This window comes from Novacetimonas hansenii JCM 7643 (assembly GCF_000964405.1).
Lineage (GTDB): Bacteria > Pseudomonadota > Alphaproteobacteria > Acetobacterales > Acetobacteraceae > Novacetimonas > Novacetimonas hansenii.
The window spans coordinates 14,933-32,517 of sequence record NZ_BANE01000091.1; the positions used below are offsets into that span (position 1 = coordinate 14,933).

15 protein-coding genes are annotated in these 17,585 nt (G+C 62.1%); 9 read left to right on the forward strand and 6 right to left on the reverse strand.

Translation table 11 applies throughout. The features are described 5' to 3' along the window. Positions 1-9: 9 nt before the first annotated feature. Positions 10-1,038 carry a cysteine synthase A gene (locus B7G66_RS07260; RefSeq protein ID WP_003622026.1) on the reverse strand — a complete coding sequence of 343 codons (1,029 nt, stop codon included), beginning with the start codon at positions 1,036-1,038 and terminating at the stop codon, positions 10-12. Positions 1,039-1,269: 231 nt separating this feature from the next. After that, positions 1,270-2,406: a helix-turn-helix transcriptional regulator gene (locus B7G66_RS07265; protein ID WP_003622027.1), complete on the reverse strand. Its 1,137-nt coding sequence runs from the start codon at positions 2,404-2,406 to the stop codon at positions 1,270-1,272. An 86-nt stretch (positions 2,407-2,492) separates the two neighbouring features. Between B7G66_RS07265 and B7G66_RS17795 the strand changes: the two genes are divergently transcribed. Both B7G66_RS17795 and B7G66_RS07270 read left to right on the forward strand, forming a co-directional pair. Next, positions 2,493-2,651, forward strand: a complete 159-nt coding sequence (locus tag B7G66_RS17795) for a hypothetical protein (RefSeq protein ID WP_159107948.1) — start codon at positions 2,493-2,495, stop codon at positions 2,649-2,651. Further along, complete coding sequence (locus B7G66_RS07270; protein WP_159107949.1) at positions 2,648-3,964, forward strand: Hint domain-containing protein; 1,317 nt, start codon at positions 2,648-2,650, stop codon at positions 3,962-3,964. Before B7G66_RS17795 ends, B7G66_RS07270 begins: the two co-directional genes overlap by 4 nt. On the opposite strand, the gene B7G66_RS07275 is transcribed toward B7G66_RS07270, so the two are convergent. After that, complete coding sequence (locus tag B7G66_RS07275; protein ID WP_003622031.1) at positions 3,928-4,869, reverse strand: DUF2272 domain-containing protein; 942 nt, start codon at positions 4,867-4,869, stop codon at positions 3,928-3,930. The genes B7G66_RS07270 and B7G66_RS07275 overlap by 37 nt on opposite strands. Before the next feature lie 198 nt (positions 4,870-5,067). Between B7G66_RS07275 and B7G66_RS07280 the strand changes: the two genes are divergently transcribed. Next, positions 5,068-6,084: an aldo/keto reductase gene (locus B7G66_RS07280; RefSeq protein ID WP_003622034.1), complete on the forward strand. Its 1,017-nt coding sequence runs from the start codon at positions 5,068-5,070 to the stop codon at positions 6,082-6,084. Positions 6,085-6,342: 258 nt separating this feature from the next. Here B7G66_RS07280 and B7G66_RS07285 read toward each other — a convergent pair whose 3' ends face one another. Further along, positions 6,343-6,741 (reverse strand): hypothetical protein, encoded by a 399-nt coding sequence (locus tag B7G66_RS07285; protein WP_003622036.1) that lies wholly within the window; start codon positions 6,739-6,741, stop codon positions 6,343-6,345. 28 nt (positions 6,742-6,769) lie between these two features. After that, a complete protein-coding gene (locus B7G66_RS07290) occupies positions 6,770-8,491 on the reverse strand; it encodes a Na+/H+ antiporter (protein WP_003622037.1) in 1,722 nt (573 codons plus the stop codon). Positions 8,492-8,794: 303 nt separating this feature from the next. Between B7G66_RS07290 and B7G66_RS07295 the strand changes: the two genes are divergently transcribed. Next, positions 8,795-9,715: a DnaJ C-terminal domain-containing protein gene (locus B7G66_RS07295; RefSeq protein ID WP_003622039.1), complete on the forward strand. Its 921-nt coding sequence runs from the start codon at positions 8,795-8,797 to the stop codon at positions 9,713-9,715. Further along, positions 9,712-10,041 carry a chaperone modulator CbpM gene (locus tag B7G66_RS07300; RefSeq protein ID WP_003622040.1) on the forward strand — a complete coding sequence of 110 codons (330 nt, stop codon included), beginning with the start codon at positions 9,712-9,714 and terminating at the stop codon, positions 10,039-10,041. The genes B7G66_RS07295 and B7G66_RS07300 overlap by 4 nt, the downstream gene beginning before the upstream one ends. A 204-nt stretch (positions 10,042-10,245) precedes the next feature. On the opposite strand, the gene B7G66_RS07305 is transcribed toward B7G66_RS07300, so the two are convergent. Continuing rightward, positions 10,246-10,677, reverse strand: a complete 432-nt coding sequence (locus B7G66_RS07305) for a hypothetical protein (RefSeq protein ID WP_040512916.1) — start codon at positions 10,675-10,677, stop codon at positions 10,246-10,248. 370 nt (positions 10,678-11,047) lie between these two features. Here B7G66_RS07305 and budA point away from each other — a divergent pair, with 370 nt between their 5' ends. From budA to B7G66_RS07330, 4 genes are all read left to right on the forward strand, one after another. Beyond that, complete coding sequence (gene budA, locus B7G66_RS07315; RefSeq protein ID WP_040511091.1) at positions 11,048-11,836, forward strand: acetolactate decarboxylase; 789 nt, start codon at positions 11,048-11,050, stop codon at positions 11,834-11,836. A gap of 93 nt (positions 11,837-11,929) precedes the next feature. Next, positions 11,930-13,621 (forward strand): acetolactate synthase AlsS, encoded by a 1,692-nt coding sequence (gene alsS / locus B7G66_RS07320; RefSeq protein WP_003622045.1) that lies wholly within the window; start codon positions 11,930-11,932, stop codon positions 13,619-13,621. 159 nt (positions 13,622-13,780) lie between these two features. Beyond that, a complete protein-coding gene (gene dld, locus B7G66_RS07325; RefSeq protein WP_048858972.1) occupies positions 13,781-15,508 on the forward strand; it encodes a D-lactate dehydrogenase in 1,728 nt (575 codons plus the stop codon). Positions 15,509-15,830: 322 nt separating this feature from the next. Continuing rightward, positions 15,831-17,525, forward strand: a complete 1,695-nt coding sequence (locus B7G66_RS07330) for an alpha-keto acid decarboxylase family protein (RefSeq protein WP_003622049.1) — start codon at positions 15,831-15,833, stop codon at positions 17,523-17,525. The last annotated feature ends 60 nt before the right edge of the window (positions 17,526-17,585 follow it).

Here is a 17,585-nt window from a genome sequence, read left to right on the forward strand (position 1 = left end):
TCCTGCCTTTTATTTGTCAAGCCATGACGGCACCGGCAATTGCTTGGTGCGCAGGAATTCCGGGTTGAACAGCTTGGACTGATATCGCGCGCCCCCATCGCACAGGATGGTGGCGATGCGATGGCCCGGCCCCATGGCGCGCGCGACGCGGATGGCGGCGGCGACATTGATGCCCGCGGACCCGCCAACCGACAGCCCCTCATGGATCAGCAGTTCATAGATCTGCGTCAGGGCTTCGGCATCGGGAATGCGTTCGGCGTCGTCGAAATGCAGCCCCTCCAGATTGCCCGTCACGCGTGACTGCCCGATCCCTTCGGTGATGGACGAGCCGGAGATCGAAAGGTCCCCCGATTTGACCCACCCATACAGGCCGGAACCTTCGGGATCAGCCAGCACGATGCGCGGGCGCGCGACACCTGCCGCACGGGCCCGGTCCTCCAGCCCCAGCGTGACGCCCGCCAGCGTGCCGCCCGTCCCGCATGAACAGGTGAAGGCGTCAATATGCCCGCCCATCTGGTCCCAGATTTCGGGGCCGGTGGTGTGGCGGTGGCCGTCGCGGTTGGCAAGGTTGTCGAACTGGTTGGCCCAGACCGCGCCCGTCTCTTCCGCCAGACGACGCGAGACATGGACATAGTTGCCGGGATCACGAAACGGCTTGGCCGGGACAAGGCGCAGGTCCGCGCCGATCATGCGCAGGAAGTCGATTTTCTCCTGGCTCTGCGTCTCTGGCATGACGATGATGGAGCGGTAGCCGCGCGCATTCGCCACCAGCGTCAGGCCGATGCCGGTATTGCCCGCCGTGCCTTCGACCACCGTGCCGCCAGGTTTCAGGACACCGCGCCGTTCCGCGTCGTTGATGATGGCAAGGGCCGCGCGGTCCTTGACCGACCCGCCGGGATTCATGAACTCCGCCTTGCCAAAGATTTCGCATCCTGTGGCCTCGGACGCGCGATGCAGGCGGATCAGCGGCGTGTGACCGATCGCGTCGGTCATGCCCGCGCTGGTGGTGGGATGGATGGGGGCGGGACTTTCGGCCATCGGGACTGAACCTTCGGATCTGTTGGGTGCGACAGGGTGCGCGCCCCGCCATCTCCATCTGTCATGGGATGGGGCGCGCGTGCAGTGCCCCAATGTGCCCCAATGCACGCCTGAAACCAAGATGCCCGGTTTTTTCCGGCCTCCTCCGCCTGACGCTGTGTGCCGCCATGGGCGTCAGGCGCGCGCGGCATGCCGGGGTAGGGTATTTATCGTGGATATTACTGTGTGGGATTACTGTGTGGGCAGGTCGCGCACAAAAGCCGCGAGCTTGCCCTGACTGTTCACCTCCAGCTTTTCATAGACATGGCGCAGCATGGACCGGGCATAATGGTCTGAAATGCCCAGTGCGCGTGCCGCTTCCTTGATCGAAAGGCCGTTGGACATCTGCTGCACCAGTCGTGCCTCGCTGCTGTTGAGGCCCAGCAGCCGCAGGGCCTGCGTCATGTCGGCGATGTCAGCGCCCGGCCTGTGGAACGCCAGCAGGGCCATCGGGTATGCAGGCTGGCCCGTATTTTCCGGCATGAGCGGGATTGCCCGTGCAAGGAGTGGCCGGCCGGAGGGGCAGTGTACGGACACGAAATATTCAGATGCATGCCCGGCAGTATGTCCGGTGATGTGTCCGGTGATATGTTCGGGGCCGGTGGCGGCATGCAGCGTGTCATGCAGCAACCTGTCAAGCTGGCGCTGGCTTGCGCGATGCGAACAGATGATGTGCCCGTCGATATATGACACCCCGTCGCCCAGCACGCGTTCCATGGCGTCGTTCATGAATAGGACGCGCCCGTCATGGTCGAGTACGGCGGCGGCTGTTGGCATGCGATGACAGATTTCGCGAAAGCCGTGGGCGAAGGCACGGGTGCGGCCCTGTGCCACGGACATCGCAAGGGCACGGCAGACATGTTGCCCCAGCATCAGGCGCAGCCTGCGTTCGTCGGGCGTTTCATGCGGATGGCCAAGGGGGCGTTGAATCGACAGGGCGAACCGTGGAAGGCCGGGCGTGTCGAAATAGAACCGGTTGGTCCGGCTGGCGTCGAATTTTCTCAGGAAGTCCTGATAATACGGGCTGTGGGCCATGTCCGCGTCACTGACGAAGGACGTGTCCGAAAGCTCCCCCTGTGGTGAGGGTTGTCGTGACAGGTGGATGCGATAGGGATCATGTTGCCACATATGGCTGTAATATATGTGATCCGCCTCGGGAATGCGCGAGGAACCGAACCGCAGGGGGGATTGGATTTCCTGCGGCATGATTGCCGCCCCCACGCCCCCCGTCACGCGTGACAGGGCAAGCAGGGTGGGCTGCCACAGGCTGTCATCCAGTGCGCAGCGGTAGATGTCTCCTATGACCGTGTTGACGGCATCGGACAGCATTGGCGAAACCTTCGCAGGGTGATCTTATACGAAAAAGATAAACATATATGTAATACAGCTTTTGATTTTCATGTCCAGCCACATCCATGGACTATTCTGTGCGGCGGGCGGGCTGCATCCTGCGCGCCGATCCGGGCGGTGTCACATTGCGGTACGGGGCGTCATGGCCATGTTACGGTCGGGGCGCCATGCCTGCCGCCATTTCCGCCACCGTGATGGCATGCAGGCATGTGGGGAATTCATGACGCTTTTCGTTCCGGCAATGGGCCAGTCCGTGCAGATGGCCACCGGCGGCATGCCATGTCGGGACCGCGACCGGCCCGAGGGTGGGCCTGATGGCGTGTCCAGAGGCATTCCCGGTGGCATTCCCGGTGGCATTCCCAGTGGCATGGACGTACCCTCCCCATCCCCCGCCACGTGGCCACGCGGCGCGGCGCGCATGGCGTCGCGGGCCTGCGGGTTCATTCCCGGCACGCTGCTGCGCACGCCATCGGGTGATGTGCCGGTGGAAAGCCTTGGTCCGGGGGATTGCGTACTGGCGGCGTCAGGGCAGGTGCGACGCATCTGCTGGATCGGCCTGATCGCGGCGCATCGTCCCCCTGCCGGGCGGGAGGGGGCGTACCTTGTCCATATCGCCGCCCATGCCTGCGCGCGCGGACGGCCCGCACGCGACCTGATCGTGCTGCCGGATATGGCGGTGGGATACTGCATGCATGACGAGGTACTGGTCCCCGCGCGCGAACTGACCAATGGTGCGACCATCGCCACCGTTCCCGGTGGTGTGATGGAATGTTGGGGGATCGTGCTGGATCATGCTGACGTGGTGCTTGCCAACGGGTTACCGGTGGGTGTGGGCATGACGCAGGCCCCCACGGAGGGGCTGCCGCCGGTCCTGACGACGCGCGGCCCGCTTGTCGCGGCGCGGCGCGCGGGGCTGGTGGGGCGGGCGCAGGACATGGGGTGGCGTGTCACCACCTGCATGGACGTGCATGCGATGATTGACGGCCGCCGCCACAGGGTGGCGGTCAGGGATGGTGTGGCGCGTTTCACTTTTGCACCCACCGCGCGGCATGTGCGCATGGTGTCGCGCACTTTCGTCCCGGCGGATTGGGCCACCTGCGATGACCGGCGTGCGCTGGGCCTTGCGGTGCAGCGCATCACGCTTGGCGATGGTGCGCGTATGACGGCGGTGGACCTTTCGGACCCGCGTATCGCCGCAGGCTTTCACGTTCCGCCCCTGCCTGATGTGCATGGCGAAGGTGCCGGGGGGGAGGGCGTCTCATGGCGATGGACAAAGGGCGTGCTGTCCCTGCCATGCGACCTGTGGCGCGACATCCCCATGCAGGATACCGCCACCACGACAGGGGAAAAGCGGCGGGCTACGCGCGGGCACGATATCGTGGTGTGCGTTGAATATGATCCCGCCGCCAGCCAGTGCTGGGTCCTGCCCGCGCCGCCCCTGCGTATCTTCCGGCCTGAAACCGCCGCCGCCCGCCATGTGCGCGGGGGTGGCGGCGTGCGTCACTGCGTATCGGGTGCGGCTGCGTCCGCGTCATAAAGGACCTGTAGCACGACGCACCATGGATAACGCGGGTCAACACTGCCGCCGCGATGGCTGGACAGTCGCCCGTGCCGGTCCACTGGCACATGGGTCATGGAGACCGCGTCATCCACATTGCCGCCGATGATGCTGATCTGATGGCCAAAGGGCGGGGCATTGTCGTCCATCGCCACCACAAGCCCGCAATGCGCGGGAAAGGGCTGGGCCGTGGGCAGGTTGGCAAAGCGCACGGCCCGGCTGGCCCCGCGCCCGACACAGATCAGGTCGCCCAGGCGCGGGGCATAGGTGTCGGGGTTGCGGGCCCGTACGCCTTTTTCCGTATGTGCGGCGGCGGCATTGATATAGGTGGCGTGGTTGGGGGAGTAGGCAAAGCGGTCATTCGCCCCCGCAACCCGCATCACATAGGAAATGAACGCCGCCGACCACGCATATGTCCCGTCATGGACAAAGTCCGTGACCCGCCCGTTTTCATCATGCTTGCCGGTCCATGCGCTTTCCTTCTCCCCCGGGTCCTGGCCGATCCACCAATATTCCCCCACGCGTTGCCACATCCCGGCGGTGCGTTCGGGCTTGACCGCGGCGATGGTGGGTTCGGGACGCTGTTCCGGGTCGTCATCGCTGACGGGCTGTCCGAACATGCGCCATTCGCGCAGGGCAATGGCGATCGTGTTCTGCCGTGTGAAGGGTTCAAAATTCCGTGTGGCGAAATCGGGGACATGCGTATCCACCGCCAGCGGTCCCGCCCCGGCCGGATATTGCGCCACCGGCGTGCGCGCGGGATGGTGCAGCGTGCCGTGGGCACACGCCCCAAGGGTCGCGAGGGGCAGCAGAAAGGCAATCTTGCGCAGCACGCGGGGGGTCTCCTCCATCAGGTTACGGCGCGATGGCGTCGTCAGTCCCATTCCATCCATACGGTGCGGCGCCCGATGCGAAAAGGGGAAAGCGCCCCGGCCGGTGGCATTCCCCCTGCCTTGCGATCATGCCCAAAAGGCCCAATCCTGTATCAGGGGGTGTTGGTGTGATCCGTCCATTGTTATCTTTATCAATGGGTTATTTTGGAACATTCAGCCCATTCCATTCACATGGCAAAGGAAAACCGCATGACAGACGCAACAGCAGGGGCATCGACAACGGCGGATACCCTTATCGTTCCCGGCCTGAAACGGCCCGTGGCGCGCATCGCGCTGGGCACATGGGCGATTGGCGGATGGATGTGGGGTGGCCCTGATGACCGTCAGGCCATCGCCACAATCCACGAAGCACTCGACGTGGGGATCGACCTGATCGACACTGCCCCCGTCTATGGCTTTGGTCATTCGGAGGAAGTGGTGGGCGAGGCCCTGTCGGGCGGTCGGCGTGACAAGGTTGCGATCGCGACCAAGGTTGGCCTTGACTGGCATGACGATCACAAACCGTTCCGCAATACGTCGGCCACCCGCATCAACAAGGAAATAGAAGAGTCCCTGCGCCGGCTGCGCACGGACCATATCGACCTGTATCAGGTCCACTGGCCCGATACCGCCGTACCGATGGAGGAGACGGCGCGCGCGCTGGAAAAACTGGTGACGCAGGGCAAGGTGCTGGCGTTGGGGGTCAGCAATTTCTCCATCCCGCAGATCGAGGAATTCCGCAAATTCGCCCCCCTGTCGGCCATTCAGCCGCCCTATAACCTGTTCGAACGTGAAATCGAACGCGACATCCTGCCCTATGCCATCGAAAACCGCCTTGCGGTGCTGGCCTATGGCCCGCTGTGCCGGGGATTGCTGTCGGGGCGCATGACGCCAGAGACAAAGTTCGGCAGTGATGACCTGCGTGGCAGCGATCCCAAATTCCAGCCCCCGCGTTTTGCGCAATATCTGGCGGCGGTGGCGGCGTTGCGTGATTTCGCGCGCGAACGCCATGGCAAATCGCTGCTGGCGCTGGCGATCCGCTGGGTGCTGGACCAGGGACCGACCATCGCCCTGTGGGGCGCGCGCAAGCCGGAACAGATCGCAGGTGTCCGCGATGCGCTGGGCTGGAGCCTGTCGGAACAGGACCGCAAGGATATCGACGCGATCCTGGTGCGCACGGTGCGCGATCCGGTGGGACCGGAATTCATGGCCCCGCCGGGGCGGTGAGCCGGGAGCAAAGGCCGAGCCCAACCCACTGATAAAAAGTAAAAGTGTCACGGGGGGCGTCCTGTTTCCAGAATGCGCCCCCTTTCAGGGTCATGAAGGGTTTCCGGGTGCCGCCTTTTTTCAAAAAGGCGGCGTCTCCTGAAGCTTTTTAGAAAAAGCTTCACCAAAAACCTTCATGCGTTATCGGCTGGGATGGTGATTGCTGGGGTGGGGATTTTTGGGTGTCCTTTGGGTGTTCCCCACCTGATGGGCGCGGCCCTACCGGATGCTGTCATCCCCGCCCATGTCGCCCCCGGCCGATTGCGCAAGTGAATGCCACGCCCCGTGCGATACCATGCATTGTGCATAAAAACGCCGGTGATCGGTGCGGTTCATGGACATCTGCTTGGCCGTGGTGGTGGCATACATCCCCATGGCGGACGTGGTTTCGCACACCTGCGCGGTCTTGATATATTCGGGGCTTTTCTTGTCCAGCGCGGGTTCATACCCCGTCACGTTGCCATAGGGGGAGGGCGCGTGCGAACGGTGGGGGATATGGAAACTGTGGTCGCGCGCATCCGCCGCACCGGCAAGCAGGGGGAACATCACCAGTACCGCCATGGCGGCGGCCAGCGCACGCGCGCGGTGGCGGAAGGGCAGGCACAGGGCGGTCGTCATCCACGGGTCTCCTTGGTATCGGGGCGCGTCAGTGCGCGGCGGTATCCGCATGATCCCCGGCGGCCTGCCGGGGAAGGGAGTGTGCCTCGATCTGGAGTTCCTGTTCGATAAAATCAAGTTCCTGGTTGATGGTCGCCTCCGTTTCGTCATTGATGCGACGTTGCATCACACGCAGGTGCAGGCGCTCACGCATGTGACGGATGACATGGAAGCGCAGGGCAAGTTCTGCGCGCTTTTCACGGATGGCCGTCGCGCGGATGCCGCTTTGCGCGGCGGCGGTATTGTCCAGCCGTTTCAGGCTGTCCTGATATTCATGCAGCAGGCGTGAAATCGCCTCCTGCTTCAGGTCCACCGTTTCCTCGTCCGCGTCATGGTCGATTTCATGATGCGCCAGCGCCGCCTGTTCGGCATGCAGCGTCTGCACCGCCGTCTGCGCCAGTTCGATGCGCATGGCGTCCAGTTCACGCAGGGCGGGGTCGTCCTCGTCCGTCTGCATTCCCGCCATCAGCGGTGGCATCGTCACACTTGCCAGCACAAGCGAGCAGATGATGACCCCCGCCGCCAGTGTCACAAGCAGGTCGCGCCCAGGAAAGCCCGCGGACGTCGCGGTCGCGATCGGCAGCGACAGGATCGCCGCCAGCGTGATCGCCCCGCGCGTGCCCGCCACCGTCATGATCAATATCGTGCGGGCAGAGGGAATGACCGTCTGGCGGTGGCGCACATGCGCGAACAGGCGGCGCGCGGTGATGGAAACCCAGATCCATACAAAGCGCATCATGCTCATCGAAAGCTGGATCGCAATGATGGCAAGGATCAGGAACCATGGCGACACCCCGCCCTGGCGTGCGATGCGCGCGCCCTCGGTCACAAGGTCGGGAAGCTGTAGCCCCAGCAGCAGGAAAATCACCGCGTTGAAGGTGAAGTTGACCATGTCCCACACGGTCGTGGCCTTCAGGCGGGTTTCGGTCCGTGCCTCGTTCATCACGCCGGTGAACTTGACCGTCATGCCCCCCGCCACGGCGGCGAGGATGCCTGAACAGTCCATCGCGTCCGCCATCAGATAGATCGCAAACGGCAGCATCATCGCCAGCGTGATGTGCGTCGGCGGGTCGTCATATCCGCGCACCAGCAGCACATGTTCCGCCCGACACGCCGCCCATGCGATCAGCACCCCCATGATGATGCCCCCCGCCGACATGAACATGAAACTGCCCAGTGCCTGCTGGAACGAGAAGATGCCCGTCATCGCCGCCGCCACCGCGAATTTGAAGCATACAAGCCCCGAGGCATCGTTAAGCAGCGCCTCACCATGCAGGATATGGACCACGCGCGCCGGGGCGCGCCCGCCCTCGATCATGCTGCCGACCGACACCGCGTCGGTGGGTGACATCACCGCCGCCAGCGCAAAGGCGGCAGGCAGGGCGATGGGGGGGATCATCCAGTGGATGAAATACCCACATCCCAGCGTCGTGAACACCACCAGCCCGAGTGCAAGCATGATGATGACATTCCGCAGTTCCCCGAATTCACGCATCGGCATGCGATAGGCATCGGCATAGAGCAGCGGCGGGATGAACAGCAGCAGGAACATGTCGGGATCGAACCCGATCTTCAGTCCCGCAAGGGCCGCAACCGCCCCGATCGCGATCTGGATCAGTGGAAGCGGGACAGGAATGCGCCCGATGCGTGAAATCAGGCTGCTGATGCCACTGACCGTCAGTAATGCCAGCGTGAGGAAGACAACATGCATATTGGGGGGATATCTTCTGTATTGATATTTTTATTGATACAATAAAATAATACCTGTGTGGAGTAAAACAACAAAAGATTTATTTCCCACCCGACCTGAGGTGTTATTTTGATCTACCTGATATGCAGCCCGCAATATTCTGCATCATCGACATGCGCTTTTGCCTGTGCCCTTCATTGACCATGGCGCGCGGGCTTCCCATTATCATGATACAAGCGGTCATCAGGTAGGCAGCGCGGGTCGGCCTGCCATGTGGCCCGCAATGGACATGTTCGGCCCGACCCGGAGGAATGACACCCAACCGTGAGTAAAGATCCATACGAGGTACTTGGCGTGGCGCGTACCGCCAGCCAGGACGAAATCCGCAAGGCCTATCGCAAGTTGGCCAGAAAGCACCACCCTGACCTCAACCCCGGCGACAAGGCCGCGGAAGAGCAGTTCAAGGCGGTCGGGGCGGCCAATGACCTGCTGTCTGACGAGGAAAAGCGTGCGCGCTTTGACCGTGGTGAAATCGACGCGGAAGGACAGGAACGCGGTTTCGGCGGCGGTGGATACCGCAACCATGCCGAAGGCGGGCAGGGCCATTTCTATGGCGGCGGGCAGTTTTCCGAAGACGACCTTGGCGACATATTCGGCGGCATGTTCGGTCAGCGCGGTGGCTTCCGCCGTCGCCCGCAAGGCCCGATGAAGGGCGAGGACCGGCAATATGCCCTGACCGTCAGTTTTATTGATTCCGTCAATGGCGGCACATCGCGCGTGACGTTGCCCGGTGGGGCGACGCTGGATGTAAAGATCCCGCCGGGTATCAATGACGGGCAGGTCCTGCGCCTGCGTGGCAAGGGCGACGAAGGGTTCCAGGGCGGTCCCGCGGGCGATGCGCTGATTACCATTTCGGTGATGCCCGATGCCGTATATACCCGCGATGGCAACGATGTCCGTTCCACCTTGCCGATCGACGTGAAAACCGCCGTCCTTGGCGGCAGCATCACGGTGCCCACCCCCGCAGGCCCGGTCAAGATGAACGTCCCCCCCCATTCCGATACCGGCAGCGTGCTGCGCCTGCGTGGGCGTGGGGTAAAGGCGCATGGCGGGCAGGAAGCGGGAAACCTGTATGTCAAATTGCAGGTCATGATCGGCAAGGTCGATACGGCGTTCGAGACCTTCTTGAAATCATGGAACCCCGAAGGGGGGCAGGATGACAGGAAGGGGGATGGTGCGTCATGATCAATTTTGAAACCCTGTGCATCAGGGTGGGTGGCGTTCCCGCGGACGAGATCCAGCACTGGATCGACAGTGAATGGCTGCGTCCCGAAGGTGCGCCCGGCCATTACCTGTTCCGTGAGATTGACGAGGCCCGGGCCATCCTGATCCGCGAACTGCGCCATGACCTTGGCGTGAACGAGGAAGGGGTGCCCATCGTGCTGTCGCTGCTCGATCAGCTTTATGCTTCGCGCCGCCAGATGCTGCGCCTGCGTGAGGCATTGAGCATCCCGCGTGAAAATGAACTGCGCAGCAAGTTGCGTGGCCTTATGGGCATGATGCCAGACTGAAGATGCCAGACTGAGGATGTCCGGCTGAAGATGCCGGACTGAAGGTGAAAGCCCGGTCGCGTGGATATATTGCCGCGCGGATATATGAAAAAACCCCGGCCGTGCGATGCATGGCCGGGGTTTTTTCATGGTGGGGCCGGGCTGTGTGGCATGGGGCATCCCCATATGCCGCCCCCCGCCCGGTTGCGGAAATGTCCGCGATGTTCAGTCCGCGCGGCTGAGTGGCAGGTTCATGACCTGTCCAGCTTTCTTGCCCTTCATCTTGAGGAGCGCGCTGTTCTGGGAGGTCAGGGTGAAGCTGACTTCCGGGTCGTCATTGACGGAATGCAGTGTCGTGCCATCAACCTGGCGCAGGATGAATGTGCGCCCGACAAGGCCTGTCAGTTTCTCCAGCGGTGCGGGCAGTTTCAGTTCCAGCGGCGTGACGCCCCCGGATGCCTTGCCCGCCGTGATCGTCAGCGGCGCAAGCCCCAGGGATGACCATGGCCCAAGAAAGTCGGCCACGGGATGGGCCGCCTGCGTGGCCTCCGGCGCGGGGGCAGTGGCGGCGGCGGGGGCAGCGAGGGCCTGCGTCCCGGTCGCCAGCAGGCCCGAAAGCACGAGGGCGGAGGCGGCAATGCGAAGTGGCTTTGTCATCAGGTATCCAGTTTCCAATAACGTTATGCCCCAACAATGGCGGGCGCGCGGCCATCGGGCAAGGCGGGATGTCCGCCCCGGCGGGAATGGCCGCACGGCCCATGGCGTGAATATTTCGCATGCCGTCATTCATGATGGGAAAAATATCGCGAATATTTTGTTTTTACATGGGTTATGCCTGCGCGTCGTGCATATCCCGATGCCGGGACGGCAAAGATAGGGGGCGATATGCCATATGTTTCATATATGGAAAATGGCATAAATATATATTGGACGATTGGGTCGGGCTGCCTCACCATCTGCGCACATAAGGAATTATCCGGTGTCCGGCCCGCAGGCGGCCGCCGTGATCTGATGCGGGAGACATGGTTTGAAATTCAGATGCCAATCGGTCGGTGAGATCGAGTCCCGGTCCGGCGCACTGGGTGGTGGCGCCGGTCTCGGCCCCCGTCGCAACAGGCTATACCAGACGTCCACCATGGCGGCGCTGCTTGATGCGGTCTATGACGGTGAAACCACGCTTGATGAACTTCTGGTGCATGGCAATTTCGGCCTTGGCACCTTCAACGCCCTTGATGGCGAGATGATCGTCAATGACAGCGTCGTCCACCAGTTCCGTGCCGACGGGCAGGCCGGGCGCGTGCCGGGTTCGCTCAAGACACCGTTCGCCTGCGTCACCTTTTTCCAACCGGAAAAGGAATATGTGATCGACACGCCGTGCGACAAGGACGCGTTCGAGGAGATCGTCAACCGCCTGGTGGACAATCCCAACCTGTTCGCCGCCGTGCGCTTTACCGGCCTGTTTGAAAAGGTGGAGACACGCACCGTCTTCTGCCAGTGCCATCCCTATCCCCCGATGCTGGATGTGGTCAGCCGCCAGCCCACGATGCAGCTTGGCTCATCATCCGGCACGATGCTCGGCTTTCGCACGCCGCCCTATATGCAGGGGGTCAATGTCGCGGGTTATCACCTGCATTTCCTGACCGAGGACGGAAAGCGTGGTGGCCATGTGACCGATTACCGTGTCCGTCAGGGGCGGCTGGAGGTCGGGATCATTTCCGACGTTGAAATCCAGCTTCCGCGTACCGAACAGTTCGCAAAGGCGAACCTGACGCCTGAAAATATCCATGAGGCCATTCGCGTGGCAGAAGGCGGTTAAGGCAGGGTTTTACCCCACCTTTTACTGTATTACCCGTAAATTGCGCCCCACCATGCTTGGGCCGGGCGCACCCGTTACAGGAATAACGGTCATATGACAGACAAGGCAGGATCGGCCACCACGCAGTGTGGGGCCGACATGATTGTGCGCAACCTGGTTGAACATGGCGTGACCCATGTATTCGGCATCCCCGGGGCAAAGGTTGACCGCCTGTTTGATGCGCTGGTGGATTCCCCGATCGAGACGGTTGTAACCCGCCATGAACAGAACGCGGCCTTCATCGCGGGGGGCATCGGGCGCATTACGGGCCGTGCGGGTATCGCCATCGCGACATCGGGGCCGGGGGCGTCGAATTTCGTGACCGGCCTTGCCACCGCCAATTCGGAAGGCGACCCGGTGCTGGCGATCGGTGGCGCGGTAAAGCTGGCGGATCGGCTGAAGCTGACGCACCAGAGCATGGACACCGTCGCCCTGTTCCAGCCGATTACGAAATACAGCGCGGAAATCACATCGCCCAACGCGGTGTCCGAAGTGGTGGCCAACGCCCTGCGCTTTGCAGAGCAGGGGCGCCCCGGGGCCTCGTTCGTCAGCACGCCCATGGACATCCTGTCGATGCCGGCTTCCGGCCCGGTGCTGGCGGGGCGTCCACTGCCCGATGCGGGGGGCGCCGCCGACGATGCCGTGACAGAGGCCGCCGCCCTGATTGAAAAGGCCCGGCGCCCGGTCATCCTGCTTGGCCTGCTTGCCAGCCGTCCCGATGTGGCGCAGGCCGTGCGGGGCCTGATCGCACGGGCGGGTGTGCCGGTCATCGGCACCTATCAGGCGGCGGGCGCGGTCTCGCACGATCTTGCCGACCGTTTCGGCGGTCGCGTCGGCCTGTTTCGCAACCAGCCGGGCGATCGGTTGCTGCATGAGGCCGATGTCGTCATCTCCATCGGTTACAACCCGATCGAATATGACCCGTGGTTGTGGAATGTCGATGACGCGCGCCGTATCGTCCATGTCGATGTGGTGGCGGCCGAACTCGACACCCATTACGTGCCTGCGGTTGAACTGATCGGTAATGTCGCAGCCAGTGTGGCGGCGCTGACGGCAAAGGTGGGCAGGCTGGCGCGCGCGACCACGCTTGAGGAAATTCTGGGCGATTACCATGCCAAGCGTCGTGGCGACCTGCTGGAAGCCCGCAGCACCAGCAACACGGCGGTCCATCCGTTGCAGATCGTGCGTGAACTTGAAAAAGTCGTGACGCCGGATGTGACGATGTGCCTTGACATGGGGACGTTCCACATCTGGCTGGCGCGTTACCTGCTGTCGTTCCGTGCGCGTCAGATGCTGATCAGCAATGGGCAGCAGACGATGGGCGTCGGCCTGCCATGGGCGATCGCGGCAAGCCTGCTTAACCCGGCGCAGAAGGTCATTTCCGTATCCGGTGATGGCGGGTTCATGATGTCGTGCATGGAACTGGAAACGGCGGTGCGGCTGAAATGCAACCTTGTCCATCTGGTCTGGGTTGATCAGCAGTACAATATGGTCGAAATGCAGGAACGCAAGAAATATGGCCGTGGGTCGGGCGTGGATTTCGGGCCGGTCGATTTTGCGATGTTCGCGCGTTCATGCGGCGCGCGGGGCATTACGATCCGCAGTGCCGATGAAATCGCAGGTGCGCTGCGCACGGCGATGGAGGCCGAAGGGCCGGTCGTCATTTCCATTCCGGTTGATTATTCGCACAACCACCTGCTGATGCAGCCATTGGCGCGCCTGGGCGAAACATCGGCCGCCGCCTGATGCCGGTTTCCATGGACATGGAAAACCGGTGTTTTATACCTGTCCGCGCATGTGCCGGACGTGGCACACTGCATGATGTGCCTGCGTTCGCGCACCGGCCTTTCGATATTGGGGGGGCGTGTGCGTGGCGCATGTACAGGATGGGAGATTTCAAGAAGAATGCTGACAATGGCGCATGATACATCCGCACCCACAGGGCAGTTGATCGACACGTTCCGCACGATTGTGGGCGACGCGCATGTCCTGACCGATCCCGGCGCCACGCTGGCCTTTCGCCGGGGGTTCCGCTTTGGGCAGGGGCGCGCCCTTGCCGTGGTGCGTCCCGGCACGCTGGTGGAACAATGGCGCGTGCTGCAGGCCTGTGTAAAGGCGGGCGTGATCGTCATCATGCAGGCCGCCAATACCGGCCTGACGGGGGGATCGACCCCGGATGGCGACAAATATGACCGTGACGTCGTCATCGTCAACAGCATGCGCATGCGCACCATCCACCTGATTGGTGGGGGAAAGCAGGTCGTCTGCCTGCCGGGTGCGACCCTCGATCAACTCGAAGGTATGCTCCAGCCATTGGGGCGGGAGCCGCATTCGGTGATCGGTTCGTCATGCATCGGCGCCTCCGTCTTTGGCGGGGTCAGCAACAATTCCGGTGGCGCGCTGGTGCGCCGTGGCCCGGCCTATACCGACATGGCGCTGTATGCGCAGGTCGATGCGGCTGGGGACCTGCACCTGGTCAACCATCTTGGCATCGACCTTGGCACCGATGCGGAAGACATCCTGGCCCGCGCCGAACAGGGCGCATTCCCCGACGCCAGCATCAACTGGAACGCCGGGCGTGGGCATGATGATGATTATGCGCGCCATGTGCGCGATATCGATGCCGATACCCCCGCGCGTTATAATGCCGATCTGCGTCGCCTGCACGAAGGGTCGGGCTGTGCCGGGCATCTGGGCCTGTTCGCCGTGCGCCTTGATACGTTCGAGGCGGAAAAGAATCCCGTCGTCTTCTATATCGGCACGAACCAGACCGACGTGCTTGAGGATGTGCGCCGCCATGTGCTGGGTGCGTTTTCCGAACTGCCGATCGCGGGGGAATACCTGCATCGTGATGCGTTCAACATCGCGGAAAAATACGGCAAGGACACGTTCCTTGTCATTCGCATGCTGGGCACGCGGCGGCTGCCCGCGCTGTTTGCGATGAAGGCCAGGTTCGATCGCCTGTTTGACCGCATGGGGTTCATGCCGTCGCACTTTACCGACCGGTTCATGCAGTTCATGAGCCATTTTTTCCCCAACCATCTGCCCCGTCGGATGCGTGATTACCGCGACCGCTTTGCCCATCACCTGATGCTCAAGGTCAGTGCATCCGGCGCGCAGGAGGCCCGTGACTTCCTGAACAGTCATTTCGCGCAGCATGAGGGCGAATTTTTCGAATGCACCCCTGACGAAGGGGCAAAGGCGTTCCTCCACCGCTTTGCCGCGGCAGGTGCGGCCGTGCGGTATCGTGCGGTCCATCCCCGCACGACAGAGGATATCGTCGCCCTTGACGTCGCATTGCGCCGTAACGACCGCGAATGGTTCGAGGTCCTGCCTGAGGAGATCGACCGCGAAATCATCGTAAAGCTGTATTACGGGCATTTCCTGTGCCACGTGATGCATCAGGATTACGTGGTGCGCAAAGGCAATGACTGCATGGACCTTGAACACCGCATGCTGCCGTTGCTGGACCGTCGTGGGGCGCGTTACCCGGCGGAACATAATTTCGGTCATCTGTATGCCGCACCCGACGACGTGCGCGCCCATTACCAGCAGCTTGACCCGTGCAACTGTTTTAACCCCGGTATCGGACAGGCGACCAAGCGCAGGAACTGGGTCGCCGAAAGCGTCTAGAGCTTTTCCCCCGAAAACCGGTTCGGTGAAAATGCTCCAGTTTACTGTTTTTACGGGCATTTTTACCTGTTTGAAGGCGCGTATTCAAACAGGATCCGCCCTAGCGCCCCGCCGGGCCAGAGGTTCGTTCACAGCGGTATGTCGGGGGTGTGTTTCCGGGCATTGCATTTTTAAAAAAATGATGTCCTTTGTGGATTTTTAAAAAGCTTTCACCAGAAAATCCTATGGTTTTCTGGTGAATGTTTGTCCTGGAACATTCTTCCTCATGGCCGCATGACCTATCATGGGGCCATCTGCAATAAAAATACGGAGGGATACGAACATGGCCTATACTGTCGGACATTACCTAGGCGAGCGCCTTGCCCAGATCGGGCTGAAGGATCATTTCGCGGTCGCGGGGGATTACAACCTTGTCCTGCTTGACCAGCTTCTGGAAATTGACGGGCTGCGGCAGGTTTATTGCTGCAATGAACTCAATTGCGGGTTCAGCGCCGAAGGCTATGCCCGTGCGAATGGCGCGGGTGCCGCCGTCGTGACCTTCAGTGTCGGTGCATTGTCGGCGCTGAATGCGATTGGCGGGGCATATGCCGAAAACCTGCCGGTCATCCTGATTTCGGGGGCACCCAATTCGAACGATCATGGCAGCGGGCATATCCTGCACCATACGATCGGCACGCCGGATTATTCCTATCAGATCGAAATTGCAAAACGCCTGACCTGTGCTGCGGTGTCCATCACCTCCGCGACGGAGGCGCCGGCCCTGATCGACCATGCGATCCGCACGGCCCTGCGGGAGAAGAAGCCCGCCTATATCGAAATCGCATGCAATGTCGCCGCCCAGCCCTGCGCCCGGCCCGGCCCGGCCAGTGCGGTACTGGCCGAGGTACCGTCCGACGCCACCAGCGTGGCGCAGGCGGTGGATGCACTGACCCGCTTCATCGACAGCCGCAAGAAGCCCGTGCTGCTGATCGGCAGTCGCGTGCGTGCCGCTGGCGCAGAGGCCGCGGCCATCCGCCTTGCCGATGTGCTGGGCTGTGCCGTGGCGACGATGGCTGCGGCCAAGAGCTTCTTCCCCGAAGATCATCCCGGCTATGTCGGCACGTTCTGGGGCGATGTCAGCAGCCCCGGCGTGCGGCAGATCTTTGACTGGTCGGATGGTATCATCGCGCTGGCCCCGGTCTTTAATGATTATTCCACCGTGGGATGGACTGCATGGCCGCGTGGCGAAAATGTCGTGGTGGCGGATGGGCGGCATGTAAGTGTCGAAGGCGTGGCCTATGACGACATCCACCTGCGCGATGTGCTGGATGGTGTGACGAAAGCGTGGGGAACGCGCCCGAAAAAGGATGCGACGATCACGGAATTCCGCCGCATCCACAGGCCCGCAGCCCCGGTTGTGGCGGCCGATCCTGCCGCCCCGCTGGTGCGCGCGGAAATGGCGCGCCAGATCAGCGGCGTCCTGACACCGCAAACCAGCCTGATCGCGGAGACGGGGGATTCCTGGTTCAACGCCATTCAGATGAAGCTGCCGCATGGTGCGCGTGTGGAACTGGAGATGCAGTGGGGTCATATCGGCTGGTCTGTGCCCGCCACGTTCGGCTATGCCGTGGCGGAGCCCGAACGCCGCATCGTGCTGATGGTTGGTGACGGGTCGTTCCAGCTCACGGCGCAGGAAGTGGCGCAGATGGTGCGGCTGAAGCTGCCGGTTCTGATTTTCTTGGTCAATAATCGTGGCTATACCATCGAGGTGCAGATCCATGATGGTCCGTATAACAACGTCAAGAACTGGGATTATGCGGGCCTGATGAAGGTCTTTAACGCCGAGGACGGCAAGGGCCTTGGCCTGAAGGCGACGACAGGCGCCGAACTTGCGCAGGCGATCGAAAAGGGGCTGGCCAATCGTGAAGGTCCGACCCTGATTGAATGCACCATTGATCGTGATGACTGCACCAGCGACCTGATTTCATGGGGACGCCGCGTCGCAAACGCGAATGCCCGCCCACCCGAAGATCGGTAGTTCAGGGTAGTTTTTGTTAAGAGCCTGATCCGAAAGTTTTTGAACAATACCAGCCTGTTG

Excerpts from the sequence above, each read along its gene's own strand:
- B7G66_RS07260 (WP_003622026.1), bottom strand. The coding sequence starts at position 1,038 with ATGGCCGAAAGTCCCGCCCCCATCCATCCCACCACCAGCGCGGGCATG.
- B7G66_RS07265 (WP_003622027.1), bottom strand. The coding sequence starts at position 2,406 with ATGCTGTCCGATGCCGTCAACACGGTCATAGGAGACATCTACCGCTGC.
- B7G66_RS17795 (WP_159107948.1), top strand. The coding sequence starts at position 2,493 with ATGGACTATTCTGTGCGGCGGGCGGGCTGCATCCTGCGCGCCGATCCG.
- B7G66_RS07270 (WP_159107949.1), top strand. The coding sequence starts at position 2,648 with ATGACGCTTTTCGTTCCGGCAATGGGCCAGTCCGTGCAGATGGCCACC.
- B7G66_RS07275 (WP_003622031.1), bottom strand. The coding sequence starts at position 4,869 with ATGGGACTGACGACGCCATCGCGCCGTAACCTGATGGAGGAGACCCCC.
- B7G66_RS07280 (WP_003622034.1), top strand. The coding sequence starts at position 5,068 with ATGACAGACGCAACAGCAGGGGCATCGACAACGGCGGATACCCTTATC.
- B7G66_RS07285 (WP_003622036.1), bottom strand. The coding sequence starts at position 6,741 with ATGACGACCGCCCTGTGCCTGCCCTTCCGCCACCGCGCGCGTGCGCTG.
- B7G66_RS07290 (WP_003622037.1), bottom strand. The coding sequence starts at position 8,491 with ATGCATGTTGTCTTCCTCACGCTGGCATTACTGACGGTCAGTGGCATC.
- B7G66_RS07300 (WP_003622040.1), top strand. The coding sequence starts at position 9,712 with ATGATCAATTTTGAAACCCTGTGCATCAGGGTGGGTGGCGTTCCCGCG.
- B7G66_RS07305 (WP_040512916.1), bottom strand. The coding sequence starts at position 10,677 with ATGACAAAGCCACTTCGCATTGCCGCCTCCGCCCTCGTGCTTTCGGGC.
- alsS (WP_003622045.1), top strand. The coding sequence starts at position 11,930 with ATGACAGACAAGGCAGGATCGGCCACCACGCAGTGTGGGGCCGACATG.
- dld (WP_048858972.1), top strand. The coding sequence starts at position 13,781 with ATGCTGACAATGGCGCATGATACATCCGCACCCACAGGGCAGTTGATC.
- B7G66_RS07330 (WP_003622049.1), top strand. The coding sequence starts at position 15,831 with ATGGCCTATACTGTCGGACATTACCTAGGCGAGCGCCTTGCCCAGATC.